The following is a 22,077-nucleotide window of genomic DNA, read 5'->3' as shown; positions in this document are numbered from 1 at the left end:
CAAACCGAACGGCCCCCGGCCATTTCGGGAATTATCCTTGACGGCTATGGCGGATTTGCGGTTTCGGCGGAATTTCGCGGCAACAATGCCCACCTTATGCACCATCCGGGCGAATATCACCACGACGCGAGTCGTCGCACCCGAGCCGCACCGGCAAGGCGGGATACGGTGCGCGCGCGAACAGTGCAGCAAGCGCTTGCGCCAGCCGCAGGTCGAAAACCGGGAGGTAGCGGTCGTAGGGTGAAAGCACCGGCTCGAGCGAAAAGAGGTCTGCCTCTGCCCGCGCATCGCCCGCCAGCACCAGCGGACGGCTGCGCGCAGCCCGCCTGGCGACGCCCGATGGCACGTCACCTGCGGCAATGCTGCAACCCTGCACCTCGGCAGCGGCCTGAACGGTCAAGTCACTGCTCGACCGGTTATACACCCGCCAACGACCGTCCCAGATCGCCCAATCGAGCGGCGCAATGGTGACAGGCGCAACACCGCGATGCTCACGGTAGAGAAACAGCCCCTCGCGGCGGCGATCGAACACCACCCTGCCCGCGGTCATCCGCGACAACCTTGTGCTTTCGAGAAACAGCCTGAGCCTTTCGGCTGCGTGTTTATCCAGGTGGTGCTCGCGGCCACCGAGGACTGCGACCAGAGCCAGCAGAGCGCGCCATTCCGGCTGGCCACCCAGGAGCGTTGGCACCGCCGACGCCGGCAGCCGCGCCAACGCGGCCTCGTACACCCGAACCTGACCGGACAGGAACGCAGCGCCCTGCCGTGATGCCTGCATGCGCAGTTCCGACGCGCGCGCGACGTCGGCGGCCATCTCCGTTGCAGCGGACATGACCGCGTCCGAGCCGTCCCTGCCATCGAGCCGGACGCGGACGCGCTCGAAGGTGCGGTTGCGGTTGCTCGGGTCCTCGAGCCAGTCCTGGCCGATCGCCTGCAGGTAGGCGCGAATGTCGGCCCGCGGCACGTCGAGGAACGGTCGCAGCACCCAGGTGCTGCCGAAAACCAGCGTCGCCGGTGCAATGCCGGCAAGGCCGGCGCCTTCGCTCCGGCGCTCTTTGCGCATGGCGATCGTCTCGAACTGGTCATCGCGATTGTGCGCCGTCAGGATCGCGTCGGCGTGACGATCGCGCGCGACCTCCGACAGCAGCGCGTAGCGTTCATTCCGGGCCTGCGCCTGGATGCCGGCTGCAGGTTTCGGCCCATCCCAGCGGCGCGAGAGGTGCGAAATGCCCCGGCGGGCGCAAAGCGCTGCCACCCAATCAGCCTCGTCGGCGGAATTGGCGCGCAGCGCATGGTCGACGGTGCAGGCAAGAAGGGAAAATCCGGAAAATCGGCCTGTCTTCAGCGCTTCGTCGAGCGCGAGCAGCAAGCCGACAGAATCGCCGCCACCGGAAACGGCGACAAGCAACCTTGCGGGTTTGTGGAAACTCTTGAGAAAGTGGGCGATCGTTGCGTCGATGCCCGGGCTGTTGCGGCCGTTCACCACGTCGCCCCGTCGTATCAGCAGGCGAGCCGGCTCTGTTCGCTGGCGACCTTGGTCTTCACGGCTTTGGACGCATTCGGATAGCGCTTTGCGACTTCGCGCAGCGTCGCGCAGGCGGTTTCGCGGTTGTCGAGCGCTGCAAGCGACATACCGAGCTTCAGCAGCATCTCCGGCGCCTTCTTGGACTTGTTGTAGGTCTGGTGCGCGTTCAGGAAGGTCTTGGCCGCATCGTTGAAATTGCCCTGCGAATACTGCGCTTCGCCCAGCCAGAAGCTGGCGTCGGCAGCCTTGTCGCCCTCGGGGAAGATGTCGAGATAGTCGCGGAACTCCTTCTCGGCGAGCGCGTAATCGCCCGCAAGCACGTGGCCGTACCCCGCCTTGTAAATCTCGTCCGGATTGTCGAGCGAACCGGCCGCCTGTCCGCCGGCCGTCGGCAGACCGCTATCGATGTCCGGAAGCGACCCGCTGCCGATCGACGCGCTCTCGTTCATTTCGGCACCGATCTGGTTCCCCTGCTCGTCGAAGCGGATCGTGCCGAGGGTCTGCTCCTGCGGCGCCAGACCGCCGGCGGAGGCCGTGTCGGTCGCGCCCGCGGCGGAAGGATCCGCCGGGAGCTCCGTTGCTGCCGTCTGGCTGGCGCCGGAATTCTGGCCGAGCGGCCTTTCCAGCGCGCCGCTCTTGCCGCCGCCCTTGCCGCTCTCCAGGTCCTGGAAGCGGTATTCGTTGTCTTCCTGCGTCTTGCGCAATTGCTCCTGCATTTGCAGCAACTGGAAGCTCATCTCCTCGATGCGGCCGTTGAGCGAGCGGATCTGCTCTTCGAGCTGGCCGATGCGCATTGCATCGTTGGCCTGCGCCAGCACGACCTCATTGTCCGCCTTGCCGGTAGCCGGCATCAAGCGGTTCGCCAGCGCCGACAGCGGCGATGCGTGCAACGCGTCCACTGGCCCGGCGAGAGCTGCCAAGCCAATCAGGCTTGCCGCGACGATTTTCTTCATATGACTTTGTCCCGTATATGACTTTGTCCCGTTGGTCAGATTGCGCATTGGCGCGCGCGGCGCAGGTTTTGCCAAATGCTCTCAAAAAGCAACGGAGTTCGGCCAAAGTGTGATAAAAAACTGCGCGTGGCGGAGCAACCGTCGTTTTGGCCGTCCCCCCTCAACGCAAAAGGCCTGCCAGCGCTGGCAGGCCTTGTCGGTCGCTGTGTTCAGCCGACCTGCGCAGCTTACATGCCGGCCCCGCCGAGAACGGTCACGGCGCGGCGGTTCTGCGACCAGCATGAGATGTCATCGCAGACGGCGACCGGCTTTTCCTTGCCGTAGGAAATCGTCCGAATGCGGTTGGCCGGAATGCCGCGGCTGACGAGGTATTGCTTGGTCGACGTCGCACGCCGGGCGCCGAGCGCCAGGTTGTATTCACGCGTGCCGCGCTCGTCGGCATGGCCCTCGACCGTGATCGCGTAGTTCGAATACTTCTGCAGCCACTGCGCCTGTTTGTCGAGGGTCGCGGCCGCATCGGCGCGGATCGAGGTGGAGTCGGTGTCGAAGAAGATGCGGTCGCCGACGTTGACGGTGAAGTCCTGCGTCGAGCCGGGGGTGGCATTGTTCAGGCCGAGTTCGCCGGCGCTGTTGGGCATGTTCTTCTTGTTGGCGCAGCCGGCAAGTGCGAGGCCCATGAACAGGGCGATCATAGCGGGATTGCGAGCGAGATTCTGCATGCGGCCAGCGGCCGGGATTTCAATGCGGCTCATGAGCCGGTCTCCTTGCATCAGTTCGATGGGGCTTGGGTTTCAATCAGGGTTGCCAGACTGTAACCGCACGCGGTTAACCGGCTTTCAACAACTATGGTTAACAAAGGCTTTCGCAATGTTCCCCGATCCCCGACATAAACGGCACACGCCGCCGAATCCCTCGCCGTTCGATGCCTGATTTGCAGGACTTTGAGGCGAGAAAGCGGCGGCGCCGTCACAATTTGCCGGAAGACTACTCCAGAAGCGGCGACCAGGCGGGGTCGGACGCAAAGCCGTTGGTCGGAATCTGCTGCTCGTTATACCCCGTCAAGTCGATCGAATAGAGCTGCGGGCCGCCCGCGCCGGCGTTCTGACGGAAAAACATCAGCACGCGGCCGTTCGGGGCCCAGGTCGGGCCCTCGTTGTGGAAACCCGACGTCAGGATGCGCTCGCCCGAACCGTCGGTCTTCATCACGCCGATTGAGAACTTGCCGCCCGACTGCTTGGTAAAGGCGATGAGGTCGCCGCGCGGCGACCAGACCGGCGTCGAGTACGAGCCGTCACCGAAAGAAATCCGGTTCTGGCCCGAGCCGTCGGCGCTCATCACATAAAGTTGCTGGCGTCCGCCGCGGTCGCTTTCGAAGACGATCTGGGTGCCGTCCGGCGAATAGGACGGCGCCGTGTCGATTGCCGCCGTCGAAGTCAGCCGCGTCGTCGTGCGCGAGCGCAGGTCCATCGTGTAGATGTTGGCGTTGCCTTCCTGCTGCAGGCTCATGATCACGCGCTGGCCGTCCGGCGAGAAGCGCGGCGCAAAGGTCATGCCGGGGAAGTTGCCGACCACCTCGCGCTGCCCGGTCTCGAGTTGCAGCAGGTAGACGCGCGGCTGCTGGCCCTCGAAGGACATGTAGGTGATTTCCTGGCGGCTCGGCGAGAAGCGCGGCGTCAGCACCAGTTCGTTGGCATTGGTCAGCGCGCGGGCGTTGGCGCCGTCCTGATCCATGATCGCGAGCTGGCGCTTGCGGGCGGTTTTCGGGCCGCTCTCGGCGACATAGACGATGCGGGTATCGAAATAGCCCTTCTCGCCGGTGATGCGCTCATAGATCGCATCGGCGATGATGTGGGCGACGCGGCGCCAGTTCTCCGGCTGCGTGTAGAACTGCTGCCCGGTCATCTGCTGGCCGGCAAAGGTGTCCCACAGGCGGAACTCGGCGCGAAGCCGACCGCCCTCCTGCGCCACGCGGCCCGTTACCAGCGCCTGTGCGTTGATGACCTTCCAGTCCTCGAAGCGCGGCGGCTGATCCGGGTTGGAGATCTTCTCGATGAAGGCCTGCTTGCTGACCGGGGCGAACAGGCCGGAGCGCTTCAGGTCGGCCGCGATCACATCGGTGATCTTCTGGCCGAGGTCGCCGCCCGCGATGAAATCCGTCACCGCGATCGGCAGCGGCTCGACGTTGCCCTTGTTGATGTTGATCTCGACCAGCGCCATAGCCGGCGACACGGTCGCCGCAAGGCCCGTCAGTCCAGCGGCAGAATGAAGAAAAGTGCGTCTCAACATGCGTTCTAGGCCTTCCTAGGGTTCATGCCACGTGGCATCACATCATTTCGCTCGGATCGAAGTTCACCACGACTTCGCTCCAGGCGTCGTATTTGTCTTTCGGCAGCTTATCGAAGGGCGCGGATTTAAGGATCGCGCGGCGTGCACCACCGGCGAGCGCCCGGCGCGCCGCTTCCGAGCCACCGGTCGCCACGACCTCCGGCTCGCCGATGATGTTGCCGTCCGGATCGAGCTGCATCGATACCTTGATGCGCACGTCGCTTGCATCGGCCATGCCGGGGATGATCGACCAGTTGTTCTGGATCAGGCCGCGCAGCGCATCCATCTCGCTCATCGACAGCTTCGAGCCGCCGGTCGTCTTCTTGCCGCCGAGCGAGGCGGTTTCCGTCGAGCGCTTGGCGCCGCCACCCTTGCTTTCGGTCTTGTTGAGGAGCGCCGCCACCTCGTCGGCGTTGAAGTCGCTCTCCTTGGCGGAGGCCGACTTCTTCTGCTCCTTCTTCTTGTCCTCGTTCTTGCGGTCCTCGGTCTTGGCCGTCTGGGCCTGCGCCGGCTTCGGCTTGACCTCGGGAACGGGTCCAGTTTCCGGCAGCGCTTCGGCCTCGGCGACCTCGGCCGGTGCCTCTTCGGTCGGTTTTTCTTCCGGCTTGGCGTCGGGCTTCACGTCCTGCTTCGGCTCGGCCTTCGCCACTTCCGTGGCGGGCGTCGTCGCAGGTTCGGTCTTCTGCACCTCTTCCACCGGCTCCTTCGCCGGCTCGGGTGTCGGGATCGCCTTCTCGGATTTTGGCGGGGCAGCCGCCGTCTCGACGGCCTGCGGCTTCTTGTCCGGCGTCGGCGGCGTCTTCATGTCGATGTCGTTGTCGCCGGCGTTCTCGGCGTTCTCGACGACATCCTGGCGCTTGGTCGGCACGGGGGCCGATTTCTCCGCCATCGGCGCCTTCTTGTCGCCCTGCTGGATCTGCGTCAGTTCCTCGATCGGCACGATGTCGACCGGCATCGCCTCGACGTCGGCGACGTCGAAGCTTTCCGGACTGCCGATCGACACCAGTGCCCAGGTGAGCACCAGGATATGCAATGCGGCGGATGTGGCGAGGCTGCCCTTCATCGCGGTCTGATCAATTGTCCGGTTTCTGCTCGGTGACGAGGCCGATATTGGTGAAGCCCGCCTGCTGGATGCGCGACATGACGTCGGCGATCACGCCATAGGGGGCTGCACCATCCCCGCGTACGAAGATGCGCTCGGTGTAGCCGGTCGTGGCGACCGCCTCGAGCTTGGCGGCGATCTCTTCGACCGGGATCGCCGTTTCCTGCAGGAACACCGCGCCGTCCGCCTTCACCGACACGGTGATCGGCTGGGTTTCGGCGTTCAGCGCCTTGGCGGAGGTCTTCGGAAGATCGAGCGGAACGCCGACCGTCATCATCGGAGCGGCGACCATGAAGATGATGAGCAGCACGAGCATGACGTCGACGAATGGCGTGACGTTGATCTCGCTCATGACCGCCTTTCGACCACCGCGCCTGCGACGGCTTCCGCCGCCCTTTCCTCCACCGACTGACATGCCCATGGCTTCGTCTCCTGCTTAACGTCGGCCGGTCACTGCGCCGCCTGGCGCGGCTGCAGCTTCTCGTCGATCTGGCGCGAAAGGATGGCGGAGAATTCGTCGGCGAAGCCTTCCATGCGCGCCGTCAGCTTGCCGGCATCGGCGGTGAACTTGTTGTAGGCGATGACGGCGGGAATTGCGGCCAGCAGGCCGATGGCCGTGGCGAGCAGCGCCTCGGCGATACCCGGCGCCACGACGGCGAGGTTCGTCGACTTCGAGCCGGCGATCGCCTGGAACGAGGTCATGATACCGACGACGGTGCCGAAGAGGCCGATGAACGGGGCGGCCGAGCCGATCGTCGCAAGCGAGCCGAGCCGCGCTTCCAACACCTCGGATTCGCGCGCCAGCGTCACGTCCATCGCTCTGTCGATGCGCATCTGCAGGCCGATCGGCGAGCGCGCGCCGCGCTCGAAGCTCTTCTTCCATTCGCGCATGGCGGCGACGAACATCGCGCTCATGCCCGACGTCTGCCGGTCGGAAAGCGTGCGGTAGAGCTCTTCCAGCGACTGGCCGGACCAGAACACCTGCTCGAAGCTGTCGAGGGCGCGTCGCGCCTTGCCGTAGGCGAGTGTCTTGTCGACAACGATCGCCCAGGTCCACACCGACGCGCCGATCAGCCCGAGCATGACAAGCTTCACGACCAAGCCGGCCTGCATGAAGAGCGACCAAAGGCTCACGTCGGTCGTTGCTGCCAAACCTACCTGTTCCATAGACTTCTGTCCCCGAATCCAAACACCCGGCACGGGCCATGGCCATCGCACCGGGTCTTCATCCTGGCCGGACCGGCATCCGATGGGAATTTCGGATCTGCCGAGCCGGCTCTGCGCAAACCTTTGGAGCTGGCGGTTCGATGTGTCCGCAACCGCTCCGCGTTTCCGTCAAGAATGTCCGGTTGATGTCGCCGGCTGCCACGCCGATCTAACGCTTTCATCTGCCTTCTTGCCGGCAATTTTGGTTAAAGGATGACGTGCAGCGCACAAAATCCAGTGCTTTGAGTAAGACATCATTATGGTTAAGAGAGTATTACCGGGAGGCTCCGAAAACATCTCGCGCTGCTTGCCGCCCCGATGGAACCAATTCGCCCGGTCGCACATTTGCCAAGCGCTGCCTGCTGCGCATCCCTCTGCCCACAGCGTGAGGAAATGCTATATTTCGTCTGAACGACATGAGCGTAGCGGCAGCCCGGCCAGAAATCCCAACCCGCCGGCACCCGCCGATGTCAATGTGAGGTTCCATGGCGACGCCCCAGCAATCCCTCAAGGAATACAACCGCAAGCGCGACTTTTCGAAGACGAGCGAACCCAAGGGTGAGGTTGCACGCCGCTCCAGGAGCGGCCTCAGCTATGTGATCCAGAAACATGCCGCGACCCGCCTGCATTACGACTTCCGCCTCGAATGGGACGGCGTGCTGAAAAGCTGGGCCGTGACGCGCGGGCCGAGCCTCGACCCCGAAGACAAGCGCCTAGCCGTGCGCACCGAGGATCATCCGATGGCCTATGGCGATTTCGAGGGAACGATTCCCAAGGGTGAGTATGGCGGCGGCACGGTGATGCTTTGGGACCTCGGCCATTGGGAGCCGCTGGAAGATCCGGACGAGGGCCTGAAGGAAGGCAAGCTGAAATTCCGCCTCTATGGCCGCCGCCTCAACGGAAACTGGGCGCTCGTACGCATGAAGCCGCACCCGGGGGAAAAGCACGAGAACTGGTTGCTCATCAAGGAGCGCGACGCGGAGGCGTGCGATGATGGCGAGAGTGTCTTGCGGGAAAACGACACCAGCGTCGTCACGCAGCGCACGATGGCGGAAATCGCCGCTGGCAGGGGCGAGACGAAGCGCCATGTCTGGCAGTCTAGCGAATCCGTCTCGGAGAACCTTCGCAAGGGGGCCCTTGCGCCCCTGCCCGGTCGCGTAAAAAAAAAGCCGATACGAAGGCCTCCGGCCAGCCCGCCTTCCGCGCCCCGCAACTCGCCACCCTCAGCACCCGCGCACCCGAGGGCAACGATTGGTTGAACGAGGTGAAGTTCGACGGGTACCGGCTGATGGCGGCGATCGGCGACGGCCGCGTCACCTGCTACACCCGCAACGGTCTCGACTGGACGGATAAGTTTGCCGGCATTGCTACGGCCCTGTCGGAACTCGACTGCGAAAGCACGCTGATCGATGGCGAGGCCGTTGCCGCCGACGGTGAGGGCTCGCAGTTCTCCGCGCTGCAAAAGGCATTGAAGGATGGGGGGCAGACCGTGTTCTATGCCTTCGATCTCCTGCATCTGGACGGCAAGGACATTTCGGGACGGCCACTGTTGGAACGCAAGGCATTGCTGAAGTCGTTGCTGGCGGGCTCGGACGGGCGGATTCTGAAGTTCAGCGAGCACGTCCGCGGGCACGCGGACGAAGTCTTCCGCAGCATGTGCCGGGCGGGGCAGGAAGGCATCGTCTCCAAGCGCGCCGACGATCCCTACCGGTCCGGTCGCGTCGGCAGCTGGCTCAAGATCAAGTGCTCGCGGCGACAGGAGTTCGTGATCGGCGGCTATGCCCCCTCCGACAAGCGCGGCCGTCCCTTCGCCTCGGTCCTGCTTGGCACCTTCGACAAAGACCGCCTCATCTACCGGGGACGGGTCGGTACCGGCTTCAACGATGAAACATTGAGCGAGCTTGGCGCGTTGTTCGCCAGACGCGTCCGCAAGGCATCGCCGTTTGCATCGGTCCCCAAGGAATACGCCCGCGGCGCCGTCTGGCTTGAACCGGATCTCGTCGCCGAGGTCGACTTCGCCGAGTTCACCGACGACGGCCATGTCCGGCACGGATCGTTTCAAGGATTGCGCAAGGACAAGGAGGCGCGGACCGTGGTTCTGGAGCAACCGAAAAACAGCACCGAGAATGATGCATCCGGCAAGAAGTCGCCCTCGGCAACCGACCGCGCGGCGGCGGGGACGCGTGCGCCCTCAAAGCCGGCGGCGCGAAGCAACCTCGTCGCCGGCATTACGATCAGTCATCCCGAGCGCGTTCTCTTCAAGGAGGGAAACATCACAAAACTGGATCTGGCGCACTACTACGAAGCGGCCGCCCCGCGGATGCTTCAACACGCCGCCCGACATCCCGTTTCGCTCCTGCGCTGCCCCGGCGGCGATATCGCCCACTGCTTCTTCCAGAAGCACGCGGGCGACGGCTTTCCCGAGGAGATCGCGCAGGTACCGATCCGCGAATCGTCCGGTGAGACCGAAAGCTACATGGCGATCACCGATTTAAAGAGCCTCGTCGCCGCCGTGCAGATGGGCACGCTGGAGTTCCACATCTGGGGCGCGGCCGCCGACAAGCTGGAGCGGCCCGACCGGATCATCTTCGACCTCGATCCGGATGACGCCATTGACTTCGAAGAGGTCAAGCAGGCAGCCGAGGAGTTGCGCGACGTGCTCGCTGCGGTCGGTCTGCAATCGGTGCCCATGGTGACCGGCGGCAAGGGGGTTCATGTCATCGTGCCGCTCGCGCCGAAGGCGGGCTGGGACGAGGTCAAGACGTTCGCCAGGGCGCTGTCGCAGCGGCTCGCCGATGCCAGGCCCGACCGCTATGTCACGACCATGTCGAAGGCGAAGCGCAAGGGCAGGATCTTCATCGATTGGCTGCGCAACGAGCGTGGCGCCACAGCGGTCGCTCCCTATTCGACCCGCGCTCGCAAAGGCGGACCGGTTGCGACCCCGGTGACCTGGACCGAGCTGGCCGCCCTAGACGCAGCCAACGCCTTCACGATCCCCGTCGTCCTGCAGCGGCTGGCGGAGACCGATCCATGGGCGGAAATGCGCGAATGGAAACAGTCGCTGACCGACCGCATCGTCAGCGCCGTAACGGATCAGTGAGATCAACCCGCTTCGACAGCCGCAGCCGAAAGAAACTGCGCCGCGAGCCCGTCCGGCAGCCGCCGCGGCCGGCCCTTGGCGTTTATGACGGCGATCACCACCTTGGCGGCGATCAACAGCTGCTCGCCGCGGCGCACCTCCTGCTGCAGCACCATCTTCGCCCCGCCCGCCTTCTCCGTATGCGTCAACACGGTGAGGATGTCGTCCATCTTGGCCGGCGCCTTGAAGTCGATCTCCATGCGGTGGACGACGAACATCAGCCCTTCCGTGTCGCTCTCGATGGACAAAGCGCCCTGCTCGACCCCGAGACAGCGCAGGTAGTCGGTGCGGGCGCGCTCCATGAAGTGCAGGTAGCGCGCGTGGTAGACGAAACCGGAAAAGTCCGTGTCCTCGTAGTAGACGCGCTGCACCAGCCGGTGCCCGTCCGCCGTCAGTTCGCCCGCAAGGGCGTGGTCGAAATTCGTCATGTTCAATATCCGAAACGTGGCGATCTTCCCGCCTCTGTGGAGGAACGGCGGGGCAAAAGCAAGGATTGCACTCCTGTCATATTCGGTCACTATGACCGGGACAGTCTCAACGCGCAGGGGGTATTCCATGGCATCGGCGATGAAGATTGCGGTTCTCGGCGGAGACGGTTTCGTGGGCTGGCCCACCTCGCTGCACCTCTCCAACGCCGGTCATGAGATCCACATCCTCGACAATCTCTCCCGCCGCTGGATCGACACCGAGCTTGGCGTACAATCGCTCACCCCGATGGACTCGATCCAGGAACGCACCCGCGTCTGGCATGCCGAGACCGGCCGCCGCATCCACTTCCACCTGATCGACCTCGCCCGCGACTACGAGCGCCTGAAGAACTGGCTGCGCGAGGAGCGGCCGGATGCGGTGATCCACTTCGCCGAGCAGCGCGCCGCGCCCTATTCGATGAAGAGCGACCGCCACAAGAACTACACGGTCGACAACAACGTCTCGGCCACCCACAATCTTCTGAATGCGCTGGTCGAGACGGGCCTCGACGCCCATGTCGTCCATCTCGGCACCATGGGCGTCTACGGCTACTCGACGGTCGGTGCTGCGATCCCCGAAGGCTACCTGCCGGTCGGCATCGAGACGATGGACGGCCGCACCGCCCGCCAGGAAATCCTCTATCCGTCCAACCCCGGCTCGATCTACCACATGACCAAGTGCCTGGATCAGCTGCTCTTCCAGTTCTATGCGAAGAACGACGGCCTGCGCATCACCGACCTGCACCAGGGCATCGTCTGGGGCACGCATACGAGCGAGACGCGCCGCCACCCGCAGCTGGTCAACCGCTTCGACTACGACGGCGACTACGGCACCGTGCTGAACCGCTTCCTGATCCAGGCGGCGATCGGTTATCCGCTGACGGTGCACGGCACCGGCGGCCAGACCCGCGCCTTCATCCACATCCAGGATTCGGTGCGCTGCATCGAGCTGGCGCTTTCAAACCCGCCGGCCCGCGGCGCCCGCGTCGAGATCTTCAACCAGATGACCGAGACCCACCGCGTCCGCGACCTTGCCCAGTTGATCGCCGGCCTGACCGGCAGCGAGATCGCCTGGCTGCCGAACCCCCGCAAGGAAGCGGCCGAGAACGATCTCGCCGTCGAGAACGAAAAATTCCGCGCCCTCGGCCTCGAGCCGACCACGCTGGAGAGCGGGCTGCTGTCGGAGATCGTCGACGTGGCGAAGAAATTCGCCTACCGCGTCGACCGCTCGCGCGTGCCGGCCGTTTCCGCCTGGACGCGCGACATCGCCGCCACCATCAACCCCGACCCGGAAGGCCGGAGGCTCAAATCGGTATCATGACGGCAAACGCCCCCGAAGCCGGCATCAGGCTTGGCGGACCGCCCCGGGCGCGACAGGCGTATGTGACGCTCGTCACCAACGCGGACTATGCGAAGGGCGCCACCGCGCTCGTCCGCTCGCTGCTTGCGACCGGCACGACCGCCGACATCGTCGTCCTGCACACACCGGCTCTGGCGGCCGAACACCGAACCGCCCTCGCCGCCCTCGGCTGCCGTCTTGTCGAGGCCGATCTGCTGCCGCTCTGTGACGCCTTCAACGCCCGCCATGCCCGCACCGCCCTGCATGGTGCCGCCCCCTTCACCAAGGGACGCAAGCCGGCGTTCCACACCCCGCTCGACAACTTCGTCAAGCTGCGGCTCTGGCAGCTGGTCGAGTATGAGGCCTGCATCTTCGTCGACGCCGACGCGATCGTGCTGAAGAACATCGACCGGCTGTTCGCCTACCCCGAGTTCTCCGCCGCCCCCAACGTCTACGAAAGCCTGGCCGACTTCCACCGGCTGAACTCCGGCGTGTTCGTCGCCCGGCCCTCGACGGCCACCTTCTCGGCGATGCTGGAACGGCTCGACGCGCCGGACGCCTTCTGGCCGCGCACCGACCAGACCTTCCTGCAGGCCTTCTTTCCGGGCTGGCACGGCCTGCCGGTCTTCATGAACATGCTGCAATACGTCTGGTTCAACCTGCCGCAACTGTGGGACTGGCGGAGCATCCACGTGCTGCATTACCAGTATGAGAAGCCCTGGGAGGCGAACCATCCGAAGGGGGAACGGCTGGCGCCGCTGATCGCGCTCTGGCACGCCTTTCACGACGGGGCGCCGATCCCCGACATCGACAGCCTGCCCAATCCCGCCCCGACGGCCGTCGCGCGGGCCAGCCAGCTAGGCGCATGAGCCGCGTCCTCGTCTCCGGCGGCACCGGTTATGTCGGCCGCTTCGTCGTCGAGCACCTGCTGGCGCACGGCCATGACGTCACCGTCGGTGGCCGATCGCCGCCCGCAGCCGGCTTCTACTCGAAACACGTGGCCTTCGCGCCGCTCATCCTCGACCCCGACCTCGACCAGGGTGACGCCTTCAGGAACGTCGACCATTTCGTCCACGCCGCCTTCTCGCACTTGCCCGGCAAGTATCGGGGCGGCGAAGGCGACGATCCGGACGGATTCCGCTGCGCCAATCTGGACGGATCGGTGCGGCTGTTCGAAGAGGCAAGGCAGGCCGGCATCCGCCGCTGCGTCTTTCTCTCCAGCCGCGCCGTTTATGGCCCGTATCCCGGACGGGTGACGCTCACGGAGGAAACGCCGCCGCAGCCGGAGACGTTGTACGGTCAGGTCAAGCTGGAGGCCGAGCGCCGCCTGCAGTCGCTTTGCGGCCCTGCCTTCATCACCACCTGCCTGCGCGTCACCGGCGTCTACGGCCCTGCCGGTCCGGGCCGTCAGCACAAATGGCAGTCCCTGTTCAACGATTACCTAGCCGGTCGCCCGGTTCCCGCCCGCACCGGCACCGAGGTCCACGGCGATGACGTCGCCGCGGCCGTCCGGCTGATGCTCGAGGCCGACCCTTCAGTCATCAGCGGCTGGGTGTTCAACGTCTCGGACCTGCTCGTCGACACCCGTTCTGTCCTTGCGATCGTGCGGGACGCCACAGCATGCCCTCACCCGCTGCCGCCGCCCGCCTTCCTTCTGGCCTTCAATCCCATGGCGACCGAGAGGATCCGTGCGCTCGGCTGGGGCCCCGGAGGCGCGGCGCGGCTTCGCGCCGTTGTCACCGATCTTGTCGCCTCCCGATAGGCGAAGCATCCGAGCGCTCTCATAGCGACTGCGACGTGCCGCCGCGGCCGTCTGCCCTGCGTCATGGTTCCAATTGCGCCGCCATTGTTTTAAAATTTCTCCTCATACCGGGATGCGCAAACGGGCGCTTGTCCGGCCCTGTTGGCCGGTGACCGGACACGCGGCATCCCAACAGTGACCGGCCTTCAGTCGATGAAGGAGTGACTACCATGGTACGTCGTTCACTGATGCCGTTTTCCGGCACCTCCATGACCAACGATCCCTTCTTCTCCCTGCAACAGGGCATGAACCGGCTGTTCGACGAGGTGTTCCAGGGCACGAGGTCGCCGATTGCGGAACGCGAGCAGGGCATGCTGATGCCGCGAATCAACGTCTCCGAAACCGAGAACCAGATCCGCGTCACCGCGGAATTGCCGGGCGTGGCGGAAGAGGATGTCGACATCACGCTCGACGACGATCTCCTGACGATCCGTGGCGAAAAGCGGACAGAAGCGAAAGAGGAGAAGGAGAACTATCACTTCGTCGAGCGATCCTTCGGTCAATTTCAGCGCTCCATCAGGGTGCCGCATTCGATCAATCCCGATGACGTCCACGCCGACATGACGAACGGCGTTCTCACCATCACGTTGCCGAAGAACGCCGCGCAGGAGCAGACCCGCCGCATCAAGGTCGGCTCCGGCTCCGGTTCCGGCACCACCATCAGCCATTGATGGCGGCTGGGCGTCGCGGTCGAGAGCACGCGGCGCCGGTTCTTCCGCAGCAGCAAGGCCGATCGACATGGCGCCTGCTGCGGAAGAGACCTGTCAGCGTTCGCCGGCGTTTCCCTCATCGGGACGACACGCGCCGTAGTGGCCGCCACCCGGATGCGGGTCCGGATCAGTCCTCCTCGGAAAACAGCCGGAACTGGCTTGCCTCGAGATCCTTCGGCGGCTGCAGCCCCAGGTGCTTCCAGGCGTTCGCCGTCAGCACGCGGCCGCGCGGGGTGCGCTGGATGAAGCCCTGCTGGATCATGTAGGGCTCGATGATGTCCTCGATCGCGTCGCGCGGCTCCGAAAGACCCGCGGCGATCGTCTCGATGCCAACCGGTCCGCCGCCGAAATTGTGGGCGATCATCGACAGGTAGCGCCGGTCGAGCTGGTCGAGGCCCATGTTGTCGACGAGCAGCCGCGTCAGCGCCTCGTCGGCGATCGTCTTCGTCACCGCCTCGGCCTTCGCCACTTCGGCAAAATCGCGCACCCGCCGCAGCAGCCGTCCGGCGATGCGCGGCGTGCCGCGCGCCCGGCGGGCGATCTCGCGCGCGCCCTCGTCGGTCATGCCGAGCCCCATCAGCCGCGCCCCGCGCCGCACGATCGATTCCAGCTCCTCGACCGTATAGAAATTCAGCCGCACCGGAATGCCGAAACGGTCGCGCAGCGGCGTCGTCAAGAGGCCGAGCCGCGTCGTCGCCGCCACCAGCGTGAACTTCGACAGGTCGATCTTCACCGAGCGCGCCGCCGGCCCCTCGCCGATGATCAGGTCGAGCTGGAAATCTTCCATCGCCGGATAGAGGATCTCCTCCACCGCCGGGTTGAGGCGGTGGATCTCGTCGATGAAGAGCACGTCGCGCTCTTCGAGATTGGTCAGAAGCGCCGCAAGGTCGCCCGCCTTGGCGATCACCGGCCCCGAGGTCGAGCGGAAGTTGACGCCGAGTTCCTTCGCCATGATCTGCGCCAGCGTCGTCTTACCGAGGCCGGGCGGGCCGACGAACAGCACGTGGTCCAGCGCCTCGCCCCGGTTCTTCGCCGCCTCGATGAAGATCTTCAGGTTGGCGCGGGCCTCCGCCTGGCCGGTGAAGTCGTCGAGCGTCTGCGGGCGCAGCGCGGCATCGACATCCTCGCCGCGCCGTTCGGAGGAGATCAGCCGTGCGGCTTCGGTCATGTCAGAAGTTCCATTCCGGGGATGCGGGCCGCAGCCTTTTGATCAAGCGTCTTTGTGGCGATGCAGCCGGCGTTGCCGTTGCGAAGGGCGATGAAGACATCGGGAAATTCTGAATTCGAGTTCGCCATTTCCGCAAGCGTCGCCTCGATGAGGTGCTCGTCCTCCATGATGATATCCTGGGTGTCGAGCAGGTCCGATATGCCTTCCATGACCTCGCTCCTCGACAATTTGCCCCGCTGACGCAAGTACCATGCGAACTCCATCAAGGTGATGCAATTCACATAACCCGGACCGACCTCCGGCAGCTGCCTTATCAGCGCGGCAACCTTTTCGCTCTGCTCGGGATTATCTTTGAAGAAAAGACGCAGAAGGATGTTCGTATCGAGTCCGATCATTCCCGCCCCAGCACATGATCCACGATCGCATCGCCGATAGCTGCCTCCATCTCCTCGATCGACACTGGAGGCCTGTTCGGGTCGTAGAACTTGCCCGCCAGGTCAATCGCCCGCTTGTTCTTCACCCGCAAATAGACCCGGTTGCCACTGACGACGTAGCGTATCTTGTCGCCGGGCTTCAGGTTTAGCGCCTCTCTCACCTCGGCGGGAACGGTCGTCTGGCCTTTCGATGTCAGGGTGCTGTCATAGATATTCATCGACCGATCTCCTTACCGGAACAATATTAGTAAGGAACGCGCTCGAAAACAAGGGAATCACCGCGCCAGTTCCTTCAGCCCCAGCCGGATCAGTTTGGCGCTATCGGCGTCCTCGCCGCCGTTCTTCAGCGCCGCGGCGACCACATTCGCCGCCTGGTCGCGCGAATAGCCGAGGTTGGTGAGCGCCGAGACGGCGTCGGCGACCGGGGCCGGTGCCACGCCCTCGCCGATCTCCTGCTTCAGGCCGATTGCGCCCCCCGCCTCGCCGGCAAAGGCCGGCGCCTTGTTCTTCAGCTCGGTGATGATCCGCACGGCCACCTTCGGCCCGACGCCCGGGGCGCGCGACACCTGCGCCTTGTCCTGCAGCGCGATCGCGTTGGCAAGCTCGCCCGGCGTCAGCGTCGACAGCACCGCCAGTGCCACCTTCGAGCCGACCCCCTGCACGCTCTGCAGGAGCCGGAACCACTCCCGCTCCAGCGCCGAAAGGAAGCCGAACAGCTTCAGCTGGTCCTCGCGCACATAGGTCTCGATGAACAGCACCGCCGCCTCGCCGGCCGAGCCAAGCTTGCCAAGCGTCCGGGCCGAGCAGAAGGCGACGTAGCCGACCCCATGGACGTCCAGCACCACATGGTCGTCGCCGATCTCGTCGATAGTACCTTTGAGTTTGCCGATCATGGTAAGGTCCGTCAGGGATGTGTTTCGGGTGTGATCAATCGGATCATCGGGAAATAGGTTCGATAGCGCACTGGATCACGGGTCAGCAGATTGTGCCCGCGCACCAGGGCGTGCGCGCCGATGTAGAAGTCCGGCAGGGGCGAACGCTTGTCGCCACCGCCGCGCTTGTACTGCAGGAAGGCATGACCAGCAGCATGGGCTGCTTCCCATGGCAGGTCTTCGCGCAGAAAAGATGTCGGCGAGAGTGCCGCATCGAGTGCGGCGACCGTGGCGAAACCGGCAGCCATCTCGGCATAGATCAACGGATTGATCAGCACATCACCCTGCCGCCGCGCCTCCGTGATCGCACGAAGGGACCAGTCTTCAAAGACGCTGCCGGAATGGAAAAGGTCGATCAGGACGTTGGTATCGACAAGCGTGGCCATCAGTCGCGCAACAGCTTGTAAAAGGCCTCGCCGTCGAGGTCGCCAAGTGCCATCGAGCCCTTATGACGCCGGAGATGCTCGGTCAGTTCCTGAACCTCCCGCTCGCGCTCGTCAGCAGACCGCTCGACACGGCGCAAAACGGCACTGTCGCCTTGAAGAACGAACTCCACCTCCGATCCCGGCACAATGCCGAGATTGTTTCGCACATTCCGCGGGATCGTCACCTGGCCTTTTTCAGTTACACGCATCGTAATACCTCTACGGTATTACTTAATGCCAAAACCAGAACAAGTCAAGAACAGATCAGCCGGCGAGCTGGCCCAGACGGCTGGCCAGGCTGCCGCGGTTGTGGGCATGGCAGACGGCGATGGCCAGCGCATCGGCGGCGTCGGCGCCCTTGAACTCCACCTTCGGCATCAGCACCTTCAGCATCATCTGGATCTGCTGCTTGTCGCCGTGGCCGACGCCGATTACCGCCTTCTTCACCGCGTTCGGCGCGTATTCGGCGACCCGCAGGCCGGCGCGCGCCGGCACCAGCATGGCGATGCCGCGCGCCTGTCCGAGCTTCAGCGTCGCGGTCGCGTCCTTGTTGACGAAGGTCTGTTCCACCGCCGCCTCGTCCGGCCGGTAGGCATGGATGATCTCCGCCAGCCCGTCGTGCAACTGGCAGAGCCGCGAGGCCAGGTCCATGTCGCCGTCGGAGGTCACCGTCCCGGAGGCGACGAAGCGCAGCGAGTTGCCGAGCGTGTCGATGATCCCCCAGCCGGTGCGGCGAAGCCCCGGATCGATGCCGATGATGCGAATCGTGCCCTGCATGGTCGAACCCTATTCCCGTCGGGCGGACCCTGCCAGCGAAATGTGAACAAAACAAAAACATCCATAGGCCCGCCGGAAACGCTTACGGCCCGGTTTGGATTTCATTGAATTGAACCTACATGGGGGTGCATTGAAATCCATTCATGAGGCCCGCCGCCATGATCCCTTTCTCGATCCTCGATCTCTCCCCGGTCGTTCAAGGCGGCACCGTCGCCCAGTCGCTCGCCAATTCGCGGCGGCTGGCGCAAGAGGCGGAGGCCCAGGGCTACAGGCGCGTATGGCTGGCCGAGCATCACGGCATGCGCGGCATCGCCAGCGCCGCCACCTCGCTCGTCATCCAGCATGTCGCCGCCGGCACGAACAGCATCCGCGTCGGCGCCGGCGGCATCATGCTGCCGAACCATTCGCCGCTGGTCATCGCCGAGCAGTTCGGCACGCTGGAAGCGCTGTTTCCCGGCCGCATCGACCTCGGTCTCGGCCGCGCGCCCGGCACCGACATGCTGACCGCCCGGGCGCTCCGGCGAAACATGGAAACCTCAGCCGAGAATTTTCCGCAGGACGTGGTCGACCTGATGGCGCTGCTTGGCCCGGTCCAGCCGAACCAGAAGATTGTCGCCGTCCCCGGCTCCGATAGCAACGTCCCCGTCTGGCTGCTGGGCTCCAGCCACTATTCCGCCCATCTCGCCGGCATGCTCGGCCTGCCCTTCGCCTTCGCCTCGCATTTCGCCCCCGACATGCTGCTGTCGGCGCTTCAGATCTACCGCGAGCGCTTCCAGCCGTCGCAATATCTCGACAAGCCGCAGGTCATGGTGGGCGTCATGGGTGTCGCGGCCGACACGGACGAAGAAGCGCGCTATCACTTCACCTCGATGCAGCAGTCTTTCGTCGCTCTGCGCCGCGGTGCGCCGACGGCCTTCCCGCCGCCGGTCGAAAGCATGGAGGGGCATTGGAGCGAGCAGGAAAGGATCATGGTCGAGCATACGCTGCAATATGCCGTGGTCGGCGGACCTGAGGCCGCCCGCGAGCAGATCGCCCGGTTCCTCGACCTGACCAAGGCCGATGAACTGATCATCTCCATGCCGGTCTTCGACATGGAAGCGCGGCTGAAATCCGTGCGGCTGTTCGCCGAGGCCCGAAGAGCGCTCGCCGCCTGACCTCAGGGGCGGGTCCCGGCGAGGGTGGTGGCAATATCCTCGACCTGGGCGAAGAACAGGTCCGGTCCGAGACTCCTGAGAAAGCCCGGATCGGCGTAACCCCAGCCGACCGAGCCGGCCGCTATGCCGCAATCGCGCGCCGCCTCGATGTCGCGCCCCTCGTCGCCGATGGACAGCACCCGCCCGGGAGCCACCGACGTCGCCTTCAACAGCCGGCGGAAATGCCGCGCCTTTCCGAACAGCGAAGCGCCGCAGCCGAAATGATCGATGTGCCTGACATTGTCCCCGAGCGCGGCACGAACGACCTTCTCGCGATTGGAACTCACGATTGCCAGACGGGCGCCTGCCGCGTTCAGCGAAGACAGCATCGGCTCGACGCCGGCAAACAGGCGAATCTCGGAAGCATGCGCCTCGGCTTGCCGGCGCATGAACGCAGCGATCGCCGGCAACTTCCAGAACGGAACGCCCATATGAGCGATGATCTCGCGGTTGCCTTTGGAGCGCAGTTCGTCGAATTCCGGAAGCGACATCCGACGGAAGCCGAAGCGATCCGCCGCCTTGTTGGTTGCGGTCATGAACCACTCGCCGGTGTCGGCAAGCGTCCCGTCGAAATCGAAAATGACCAGGTCGTAAGTCATGCAGGATAGGTCATGAAAAAAGCCCGCGCCTCGAAAGGCACGGGCGGAAATTGATCGGTACGTCGCCCGTCAGGCCGAAAGTTTCGCCATCACCTCGTCGGACACCTCGAAGTTGGAATAGACGTTCTGCACGTCGTCATCGTCTTCGAGCGTGTCGATGAGCTTCATCAGCGATTGCGCCTTCTCCTCGTCGACCGGCACGGTGTTCTGCGGCTTCCAGATCGCCTTGACGGTCTCAGCCTCGCCGAGGGTTTCTTCGAGCGCCTTGGACACTTCGCCGATTTCTTCGAAGGCGCAATAGATGGTGTGCTCTTCCTCGTCGGTCTCGACGTCATTGGCGCCCGCCTCGATCGCCGCTTCCATCACCTTGTCGGCGTCACCGACCGAAAGCTTGTAGGTGATCTCGCCGACGCGGTCGAAGGAGAAGGACACCGAGCCGGTCTCGCCAAGCGCGCCGCCCGCCTTGGTGAAGGTCGAGCGCACCGAGGAGGCGGTGCGATTGCGGTTGTCGGTCAGCGCCTCGACGATGACGGCGACGCCGCCCGGGCCATAACCCTCGTAGCGGACTTCCTCGTAGTTCTCCGCATCGCCGCCGGAGGCCTTCTTGATGGCGCGCTCGATGTTGTCCTTCGGCATCGACTGCGCCTTGGCGTTCTGGATGGCGAGCCGCAGGCGCGGGTTCATCGCCGGGTCGGGCATGCCGGCCTTGGCGGCAACGGTGATTTCGCGCGCGAGCTTGGAGAACATCTTCGAGCGCACCGCGTCCTGGCGGCCCTTGCGATGCATGATGTTCTTGAACTGTGAATGGCCTGCCATGGCACCCCTTGATATGTCTGGCGCGACGGCAGCGACCCGCTCCGGGAGCGGCAACCGGCGCTGTTTCGGTTCGGGAGCGCACCCACCCGTGTCCAGTCCGGCCCGGCGGCTCCGATGTTGGAAAATGGCGCCTTATAGTTTCATTGAGGCGATCCGTCCAGCAGGGGCGGCAAAATCCTCGCCGCACAGGCCAGCCAGGGCGCGCTTCCGCCTTCTCAAACGCCCTTCAGGACAAGGATCAACGGGCGGCGCGGCAGGGTTGCCGTAGAGACTTTGACGGTCGCCGTATCCGAGAGGGATACATCGAAGCTCTCGTCGAACATCGACAGGAATTGCGCGATCGGCGGGCCGCGCCGGTGCATCGGCAGGATCAGCGCCGAGCGCAGCCGCTCGACCACCCGGCTCATGCTCTCCGTGCCCATCGTCAGGCCGCCGTCGACCGGCACCATCAGCACGTCCAGCCGGCCGATCTCGGCATACTGTTTCTCGGTCAGTTCGTGGTGCAGGTGGCCGAGATGGCCGATGCAGAGGCCGGCGATCTCGAAGATGAAGATCGAGTTGCCGTTTTCCACCATCGCCCCGCCCCAGCCGCGGATGTCGGTCGGCACGTTGCGGATATAGACGTCGCCGACGACGAGGTCGTGGTCGGCCGGCCCGCCGTCGTCGCGCCAGCCATGCAGCACATGGGCGATCGCGGCATCGGGCGCCATCGTGTAGTGGCTCGAGTGCGCTCTGTTCATCCTCACTACCGTCGGCAGCGACGGTGTACGGTACCAGCCGTTGTAGTCCGTCGCGATCTTCACGCCGCCCGCCGTCTCGATGAAGAAGGTGGAATGCCCGATATAGGTGATGTCCACGGTGCCGTCGCTCTGGACGTCGGCGGACCGGACGCTCGCGAATACCACGTCCGGCAGCGCCTGCGCGATCATCTGGCATTGGCTGGCGGGCTTTGCCGGCTCCTGGGCTCGCGCCGGAAGGGCCCCTGCAAAAACGCAAAGCAGTACAAGCGGCGTGATGAATCGGACTAACATCGGCGCCTCCGACCGTCGAGCGCATGCACTATGCCTTTCGCGTCCCGCCGGGTCGAGCCGCCGGCACGCCGGTTCCGTTCACAATCCCGTCACCTTGAAAATCCGGAACAATGGCCTTCTCCGGCACGTTGCGAC

General features: G+C 64.7%; 23 protein-coding genes and 1 pseudogene. 6 read left to right on the top strand and 18 right to left on the bottom strand.

Annotation, left to right across the window (positions count from 1 at the left end):
- Positions 1–94: 94 nt before the first annotated feature.
- The 7 genes from tilS to tolQ form a co-directional block, all read right to left on the bottom strand.
- Positions 95–1,483 carry a tRNA lysidine(34) synthetase TilS gene (tilS, locus tag JNC62_RS08665; RefSeq protein WP_374837841.1) on the bottom strand — a complete coding sequence of 463 codons (1,389 nt, stop codon included), beginning with the start codon at positions 1,481–1,483 and terminating at the stop codon, positions 95–97.
- 17 nt (positions 1,484–1,500) lie between these two features.
- Positions 1,501–2,478, bottom strand: a complete 978-nt coding sequence (gene ybgF, locus JNC62_RS08660) for a tol-pal system protein YbgF (protein WP_374837839.1) — start codon at positions 2,476–2,478, stop codon at positions 1,501–1,503.
- Between the two features lie 227 nt (positions 2,479–2,705).
- On the bottom strand, positions 2,706–3,230 hold the full coding sequence (pal, locus tag JNC62_RS08655) for a peptidoglycan-associated lipoprotein Pal (protein ID WP_374837837.1): 525 nt from the start codon (positions 3,228–3,230) through the stop codon (positions 2,706–2,708).
- A 232-nt stretch (positions 3,231–3,462) separates the two neighbouring features.
- Complete coding sequence (tolB, locus tag JNC62_RS08650) at positions 3,463–4,764, bottom strand: Tol-Pal system beta propeller repeat protein TolB (protein ID WP_374837835.1); 1,302 nt, start codon at positions 4,762–4,764, stop codon at positions 3,463–3,465.
- 37 nt (positions 4,765–4,801) lie between these two features.
- Positions 4,802–5,866, bottom strand: a complete 1,065-nt coding sequence (gene tolA, locus JNC62_RS08645) for a cell envelope integrity protein TolA (RefSeq protein WP_374837833.1) — start codon at positions 5,864–5,866, stop codon at positions 4,802–4,804.
- Positions 5,867–5,876: 10 nt separating this feature from the next.
- Positions 5,877–6,326 carry a protein TolR gene (gene tolR / locus JNC62_RS08640; protein WP_374837831.1) on the bottom strand — a complete coding sequence of 150 codons (450 nt, stop codon included), beginning with the start codon at positions 6,324–6,326 and terminating at the stop codon, positions 5,877–5,879.
- 29 nt (positions 6,327–6,355) lie between these two features.
- Positions 6,356–7,072 carry a protein TolQ gene (gene tolQ / locus JNC62_RS08635; RefSeq protein WP_374837829.1) on the bottom strand — a complete coding sequence of 239 codons (717 nt, stop codon included), beginning with the start codon at positions 7,070–7,072 and terminating at the stop codon, positions 6,356–6,358.
- A 524-nt stretch (positions 7,073–7,596) separates the two neighbouring features.
- Here tolQ and ligD point away from each other — a divergent pair.
- Positions 7,597–10,211 (top strand): annotated as a pseudogene (gene ligD / locus JNC62_RS08630) (DNA ligase D).
- A gap of 2 nt (positions 10,212–10,213) precedes the next feature.
- Here ligD and ybgC read toward each other — a convergent pair.
- On the bottom strand, positions 10,214–10,678 hold the full coding sequence (ybgC, locus tag JNC62_RS08625) for a tol-pal system-associated acyl-CoA thioesterase (protein ID WP_374837827.1): 465 nt from the start codon (positions 10,676–10,678) through the stop codon (positions 10,214–10,216).
- A 139-nt stretch (positions 10,679–10,817) separates the two neighbouring features.
- Here ybgC and JNC62_RS08620 point away from each other — a divergent pair, with 139 nt between their 5' ends.
- The 4 genes from JNC62_RS08620 to JNC62_RS08605 all read left to right on the top strand — a co-directional run bounded on the left by JNC62_RS08620 (position 10,818) and on the right by JNC62_RS08605 (position 14,528).
- Entirely contained in the window at positions 10,818–12,038 is a 1,221-nt protein-coding gene (locus JNC62_RS08620) for an NAD-dependent epimerase/dehydratase family protein (protein WP_374837916.1), read from the top strand.
- On the top strand, positions 12,035–12,925 hold the full coding sequence (locus JNC62_RS08615) for a glycosyltransferase (protein ID WP_374837825.1): 891 nt from the start codon (positions 12,035–12,037) through the stop codon (positions 12,923–12,925). The genes JNC62_RS08620 and JNC62_RS08615 overlap by 4 nt, the downstream gene beginning before the upstream one ends.
- Positions 12,922–13,818 carry an NAD-dependent epimerase/dehydratase family protein gene (locus tag JNC62_RS08610; RefSeq protein ID WP_374837823.1) on the top strand — a complete coding sequence of 299 codons (897 nt, stop codon included), beginning with the start codon at positions 12,922–12,924 and terminating at the stop codon, positions 13,816–13,818. The genes JNC62_RS08615 and JNC62_RS08610 overlap by 4 nt, the downstream gene beginning before the upstream one ends.
- Before the next feature lie 209 nt (positions 13,819–14,027).
- On the top strand, positions 14,028–14,528 hold the full coding sequence (locus JNC62_RS08605; RefSeq protein WP_374837821.1) for an Hsp20/alpha crystallin family protein: 501 nt from the start codon (positions 14,028–14,030) through the stop codon (positions 14,526–14,528).
- A gap of 166 nt (positions 14,529–14,694) precedes the next feature.
- Here the strand turns inward: JNC62_RS08605 and ruvB are convergent, their stop codons facing one another.
- From ruvB to ruvC, 7 genes are read right to left on the bottom strand one after another with little or no spacing between them, the layout of a single operon-like run.
- Entirely contained in the window at positions 14,695–15,735 is a 1,041-nt protein-coding gene (gene ruvB, locus JNC62_RS08600) for a Holliday junction branch migration DNA helicase RuvB (protein ID WP_374837820.1), read from the bottom strand.
- The gene (locus tag JNC62_RS08595; RefSeq protein WP_374837818.1) at positions 15,732–16,130 is read right to left on the bottom strand and encodes a type II toxin-antitoxin system VapC family toxin; all 399 of its coding nucleotides are present in this window, start codon (positions 16,128–16,130) and stop codon (positions 15,732–15,734) included. The genes ruvB and JNC62_RS08595 overlap by 4 nt, the downstream gene beginning before the upstream one ends.
- The gene (locus tag JNC62_RS08590) at positions 16,127–16,387 is read right to left on the bottom strand and encodes an AbrB/MazE/SpoVT family DNA-binding domain-containing protein (protein WP_374837816.1); all 261 of its coding nucleotides are present in this window, start codon (positions 16,385–16,387) and stop codon (positions 16,127–16,129) included. Before JNC62_RS08590 ends, JNC62_RS08595 begins: the two co-directional genes overlap by 4 nt.
- 57 nt (positions 16,388–16,444) lie before the next feature.
- The gene (ruvA, locus tag JNC62_RS08585; RefSeq protein ID WP_374837814.1) at positions 16,445–17,062 is read right to left on the bottom strand and encodes a Holliday junction branch migration protein RuvA; all 618 of its coding nucleotides are present in this window, start codon (positions 17,060–17,062) and stop codon (positions 16,445–16,447) included.
- Positions 17,063–17,073: 11 nt separating this feature from the next.
- Entirely contained in the window at positions 17,074–17,487 is a 414-nt protein-coding gene (locus JNC62_RS08580) for a type II toxin-antitoxin system VapC family toxin (RefSeq protein WP_374837812.1), read from the bottom strand.
- The gene (locus JNC62_RS08575; RefSeq protein ID WP_108003543.1) at positions 17,487–17,735 is read right to left on the bottom strand and encodes an AbrB/MazE/SpoVT family DNA-binding domain-containing protein; all 249 of its coding nucleotides are present in this window, start codon (positions 17,733–17,735) and stop codon (positions 17,487–17,489) included. Before JNC62_RS08575 ends, JNC62_RS08580 begins: the two co-directional genes overlap by 1 nt.
- A 55-nt stretch (positions 17,736–17,790) precedes the next feature.
- Complete coding sequence (gene ruvC / locus JNC62_RS08570) at positions 17,791–18,303, bottom strand: crossover junction endodeoxyribonuclease RuvC (protein ID WP_374837810.1); 513 nt, start codon at positions 18,301–18,303, stop codon at positions 17,791–17,793.
- Positions 18,304–18,461: 158 nt separating this feature from the next.
- On the opposite strand from ruvC, the gene JNC62_RS08565 reads away from it, so the two are divergent.
- The gene (locus JNC62_RS08565) at positions 18,462–19,457 is read left to right on the top strand and encodes an LLM class flavin-dependent oxidoreductase (RefSeq protein ID WP_374837808.1); all 996 of its coding nucleotides are present in this window, start codon (positions 18,462–18,464) and stop codon (positions 19,455–19,457) included.
- Positions 19,458–19,459: 2 nt separating this feature from the next.
- On the opposite strand, the gene JNC62_RS08560 is transcribed toward JNC62_RS08565, so the two are convergent.
- The 3 genes from JNC62_RS08560 to JNC62_RS08550 all read right to left on the bottom strand — a co-directional run bounded on the left by JNC62_RS08560 (position 19,460) and on the right by JNC62_RS08550 (position 21,942).
- A complete protein-coding gene (locus JNC62_RS08560) occupies positions 19,460–20,095 on the bottom strand; it encodes an HAD hydrolase-like protein (protein WP_374837806.1) in 636 nt (211 codons plus the stop codon).
- A 69-nt stretch (positions 20,096–20,164) separates the two neighbouring features.
- The gene (locus JNC62_RS08555) at positions 20,165–20,911 is read right to left on the bottom strand and encodes a YebC/PmpR family DNA-binding transcriptional regulator (protein ID WP_374837805.1); all 747 of its coding nucleotides are present in this window, start codon (positions 20,909–20,911) and stop codon (positions 20,165–20,167) included.
- Between the two features lie 215 nt (positions 20,912–21,126).
- Positions 21,127–21,942 (bottom strand): MBL fold metallo-hydrolase, encoded by an 816-nt coding sequence (locus tag JNC62_RS08550; RefSeq protein ID WP_374837803.1) that lies wholly within the window; start codon positions 21,940–21,942, stop codon positions 21,127–21,129.
- Between the last annotated feature and the right edge of the window lie 135 nt (positions 21,943–22,077).

This window comes from Mycoplana ramosa (genome assembly GCF_041930185.1).
Taxonomy (GTDB): Bacteria; Pseudomonadota; Alphaproteobacteria; order Rhizobiales; family Rhizobiaceae; genus Mycoplana; species Mycoplana ramosa.
This window is presented reverse-complemented; position numbering and strand designations above follow the sequence as displayed.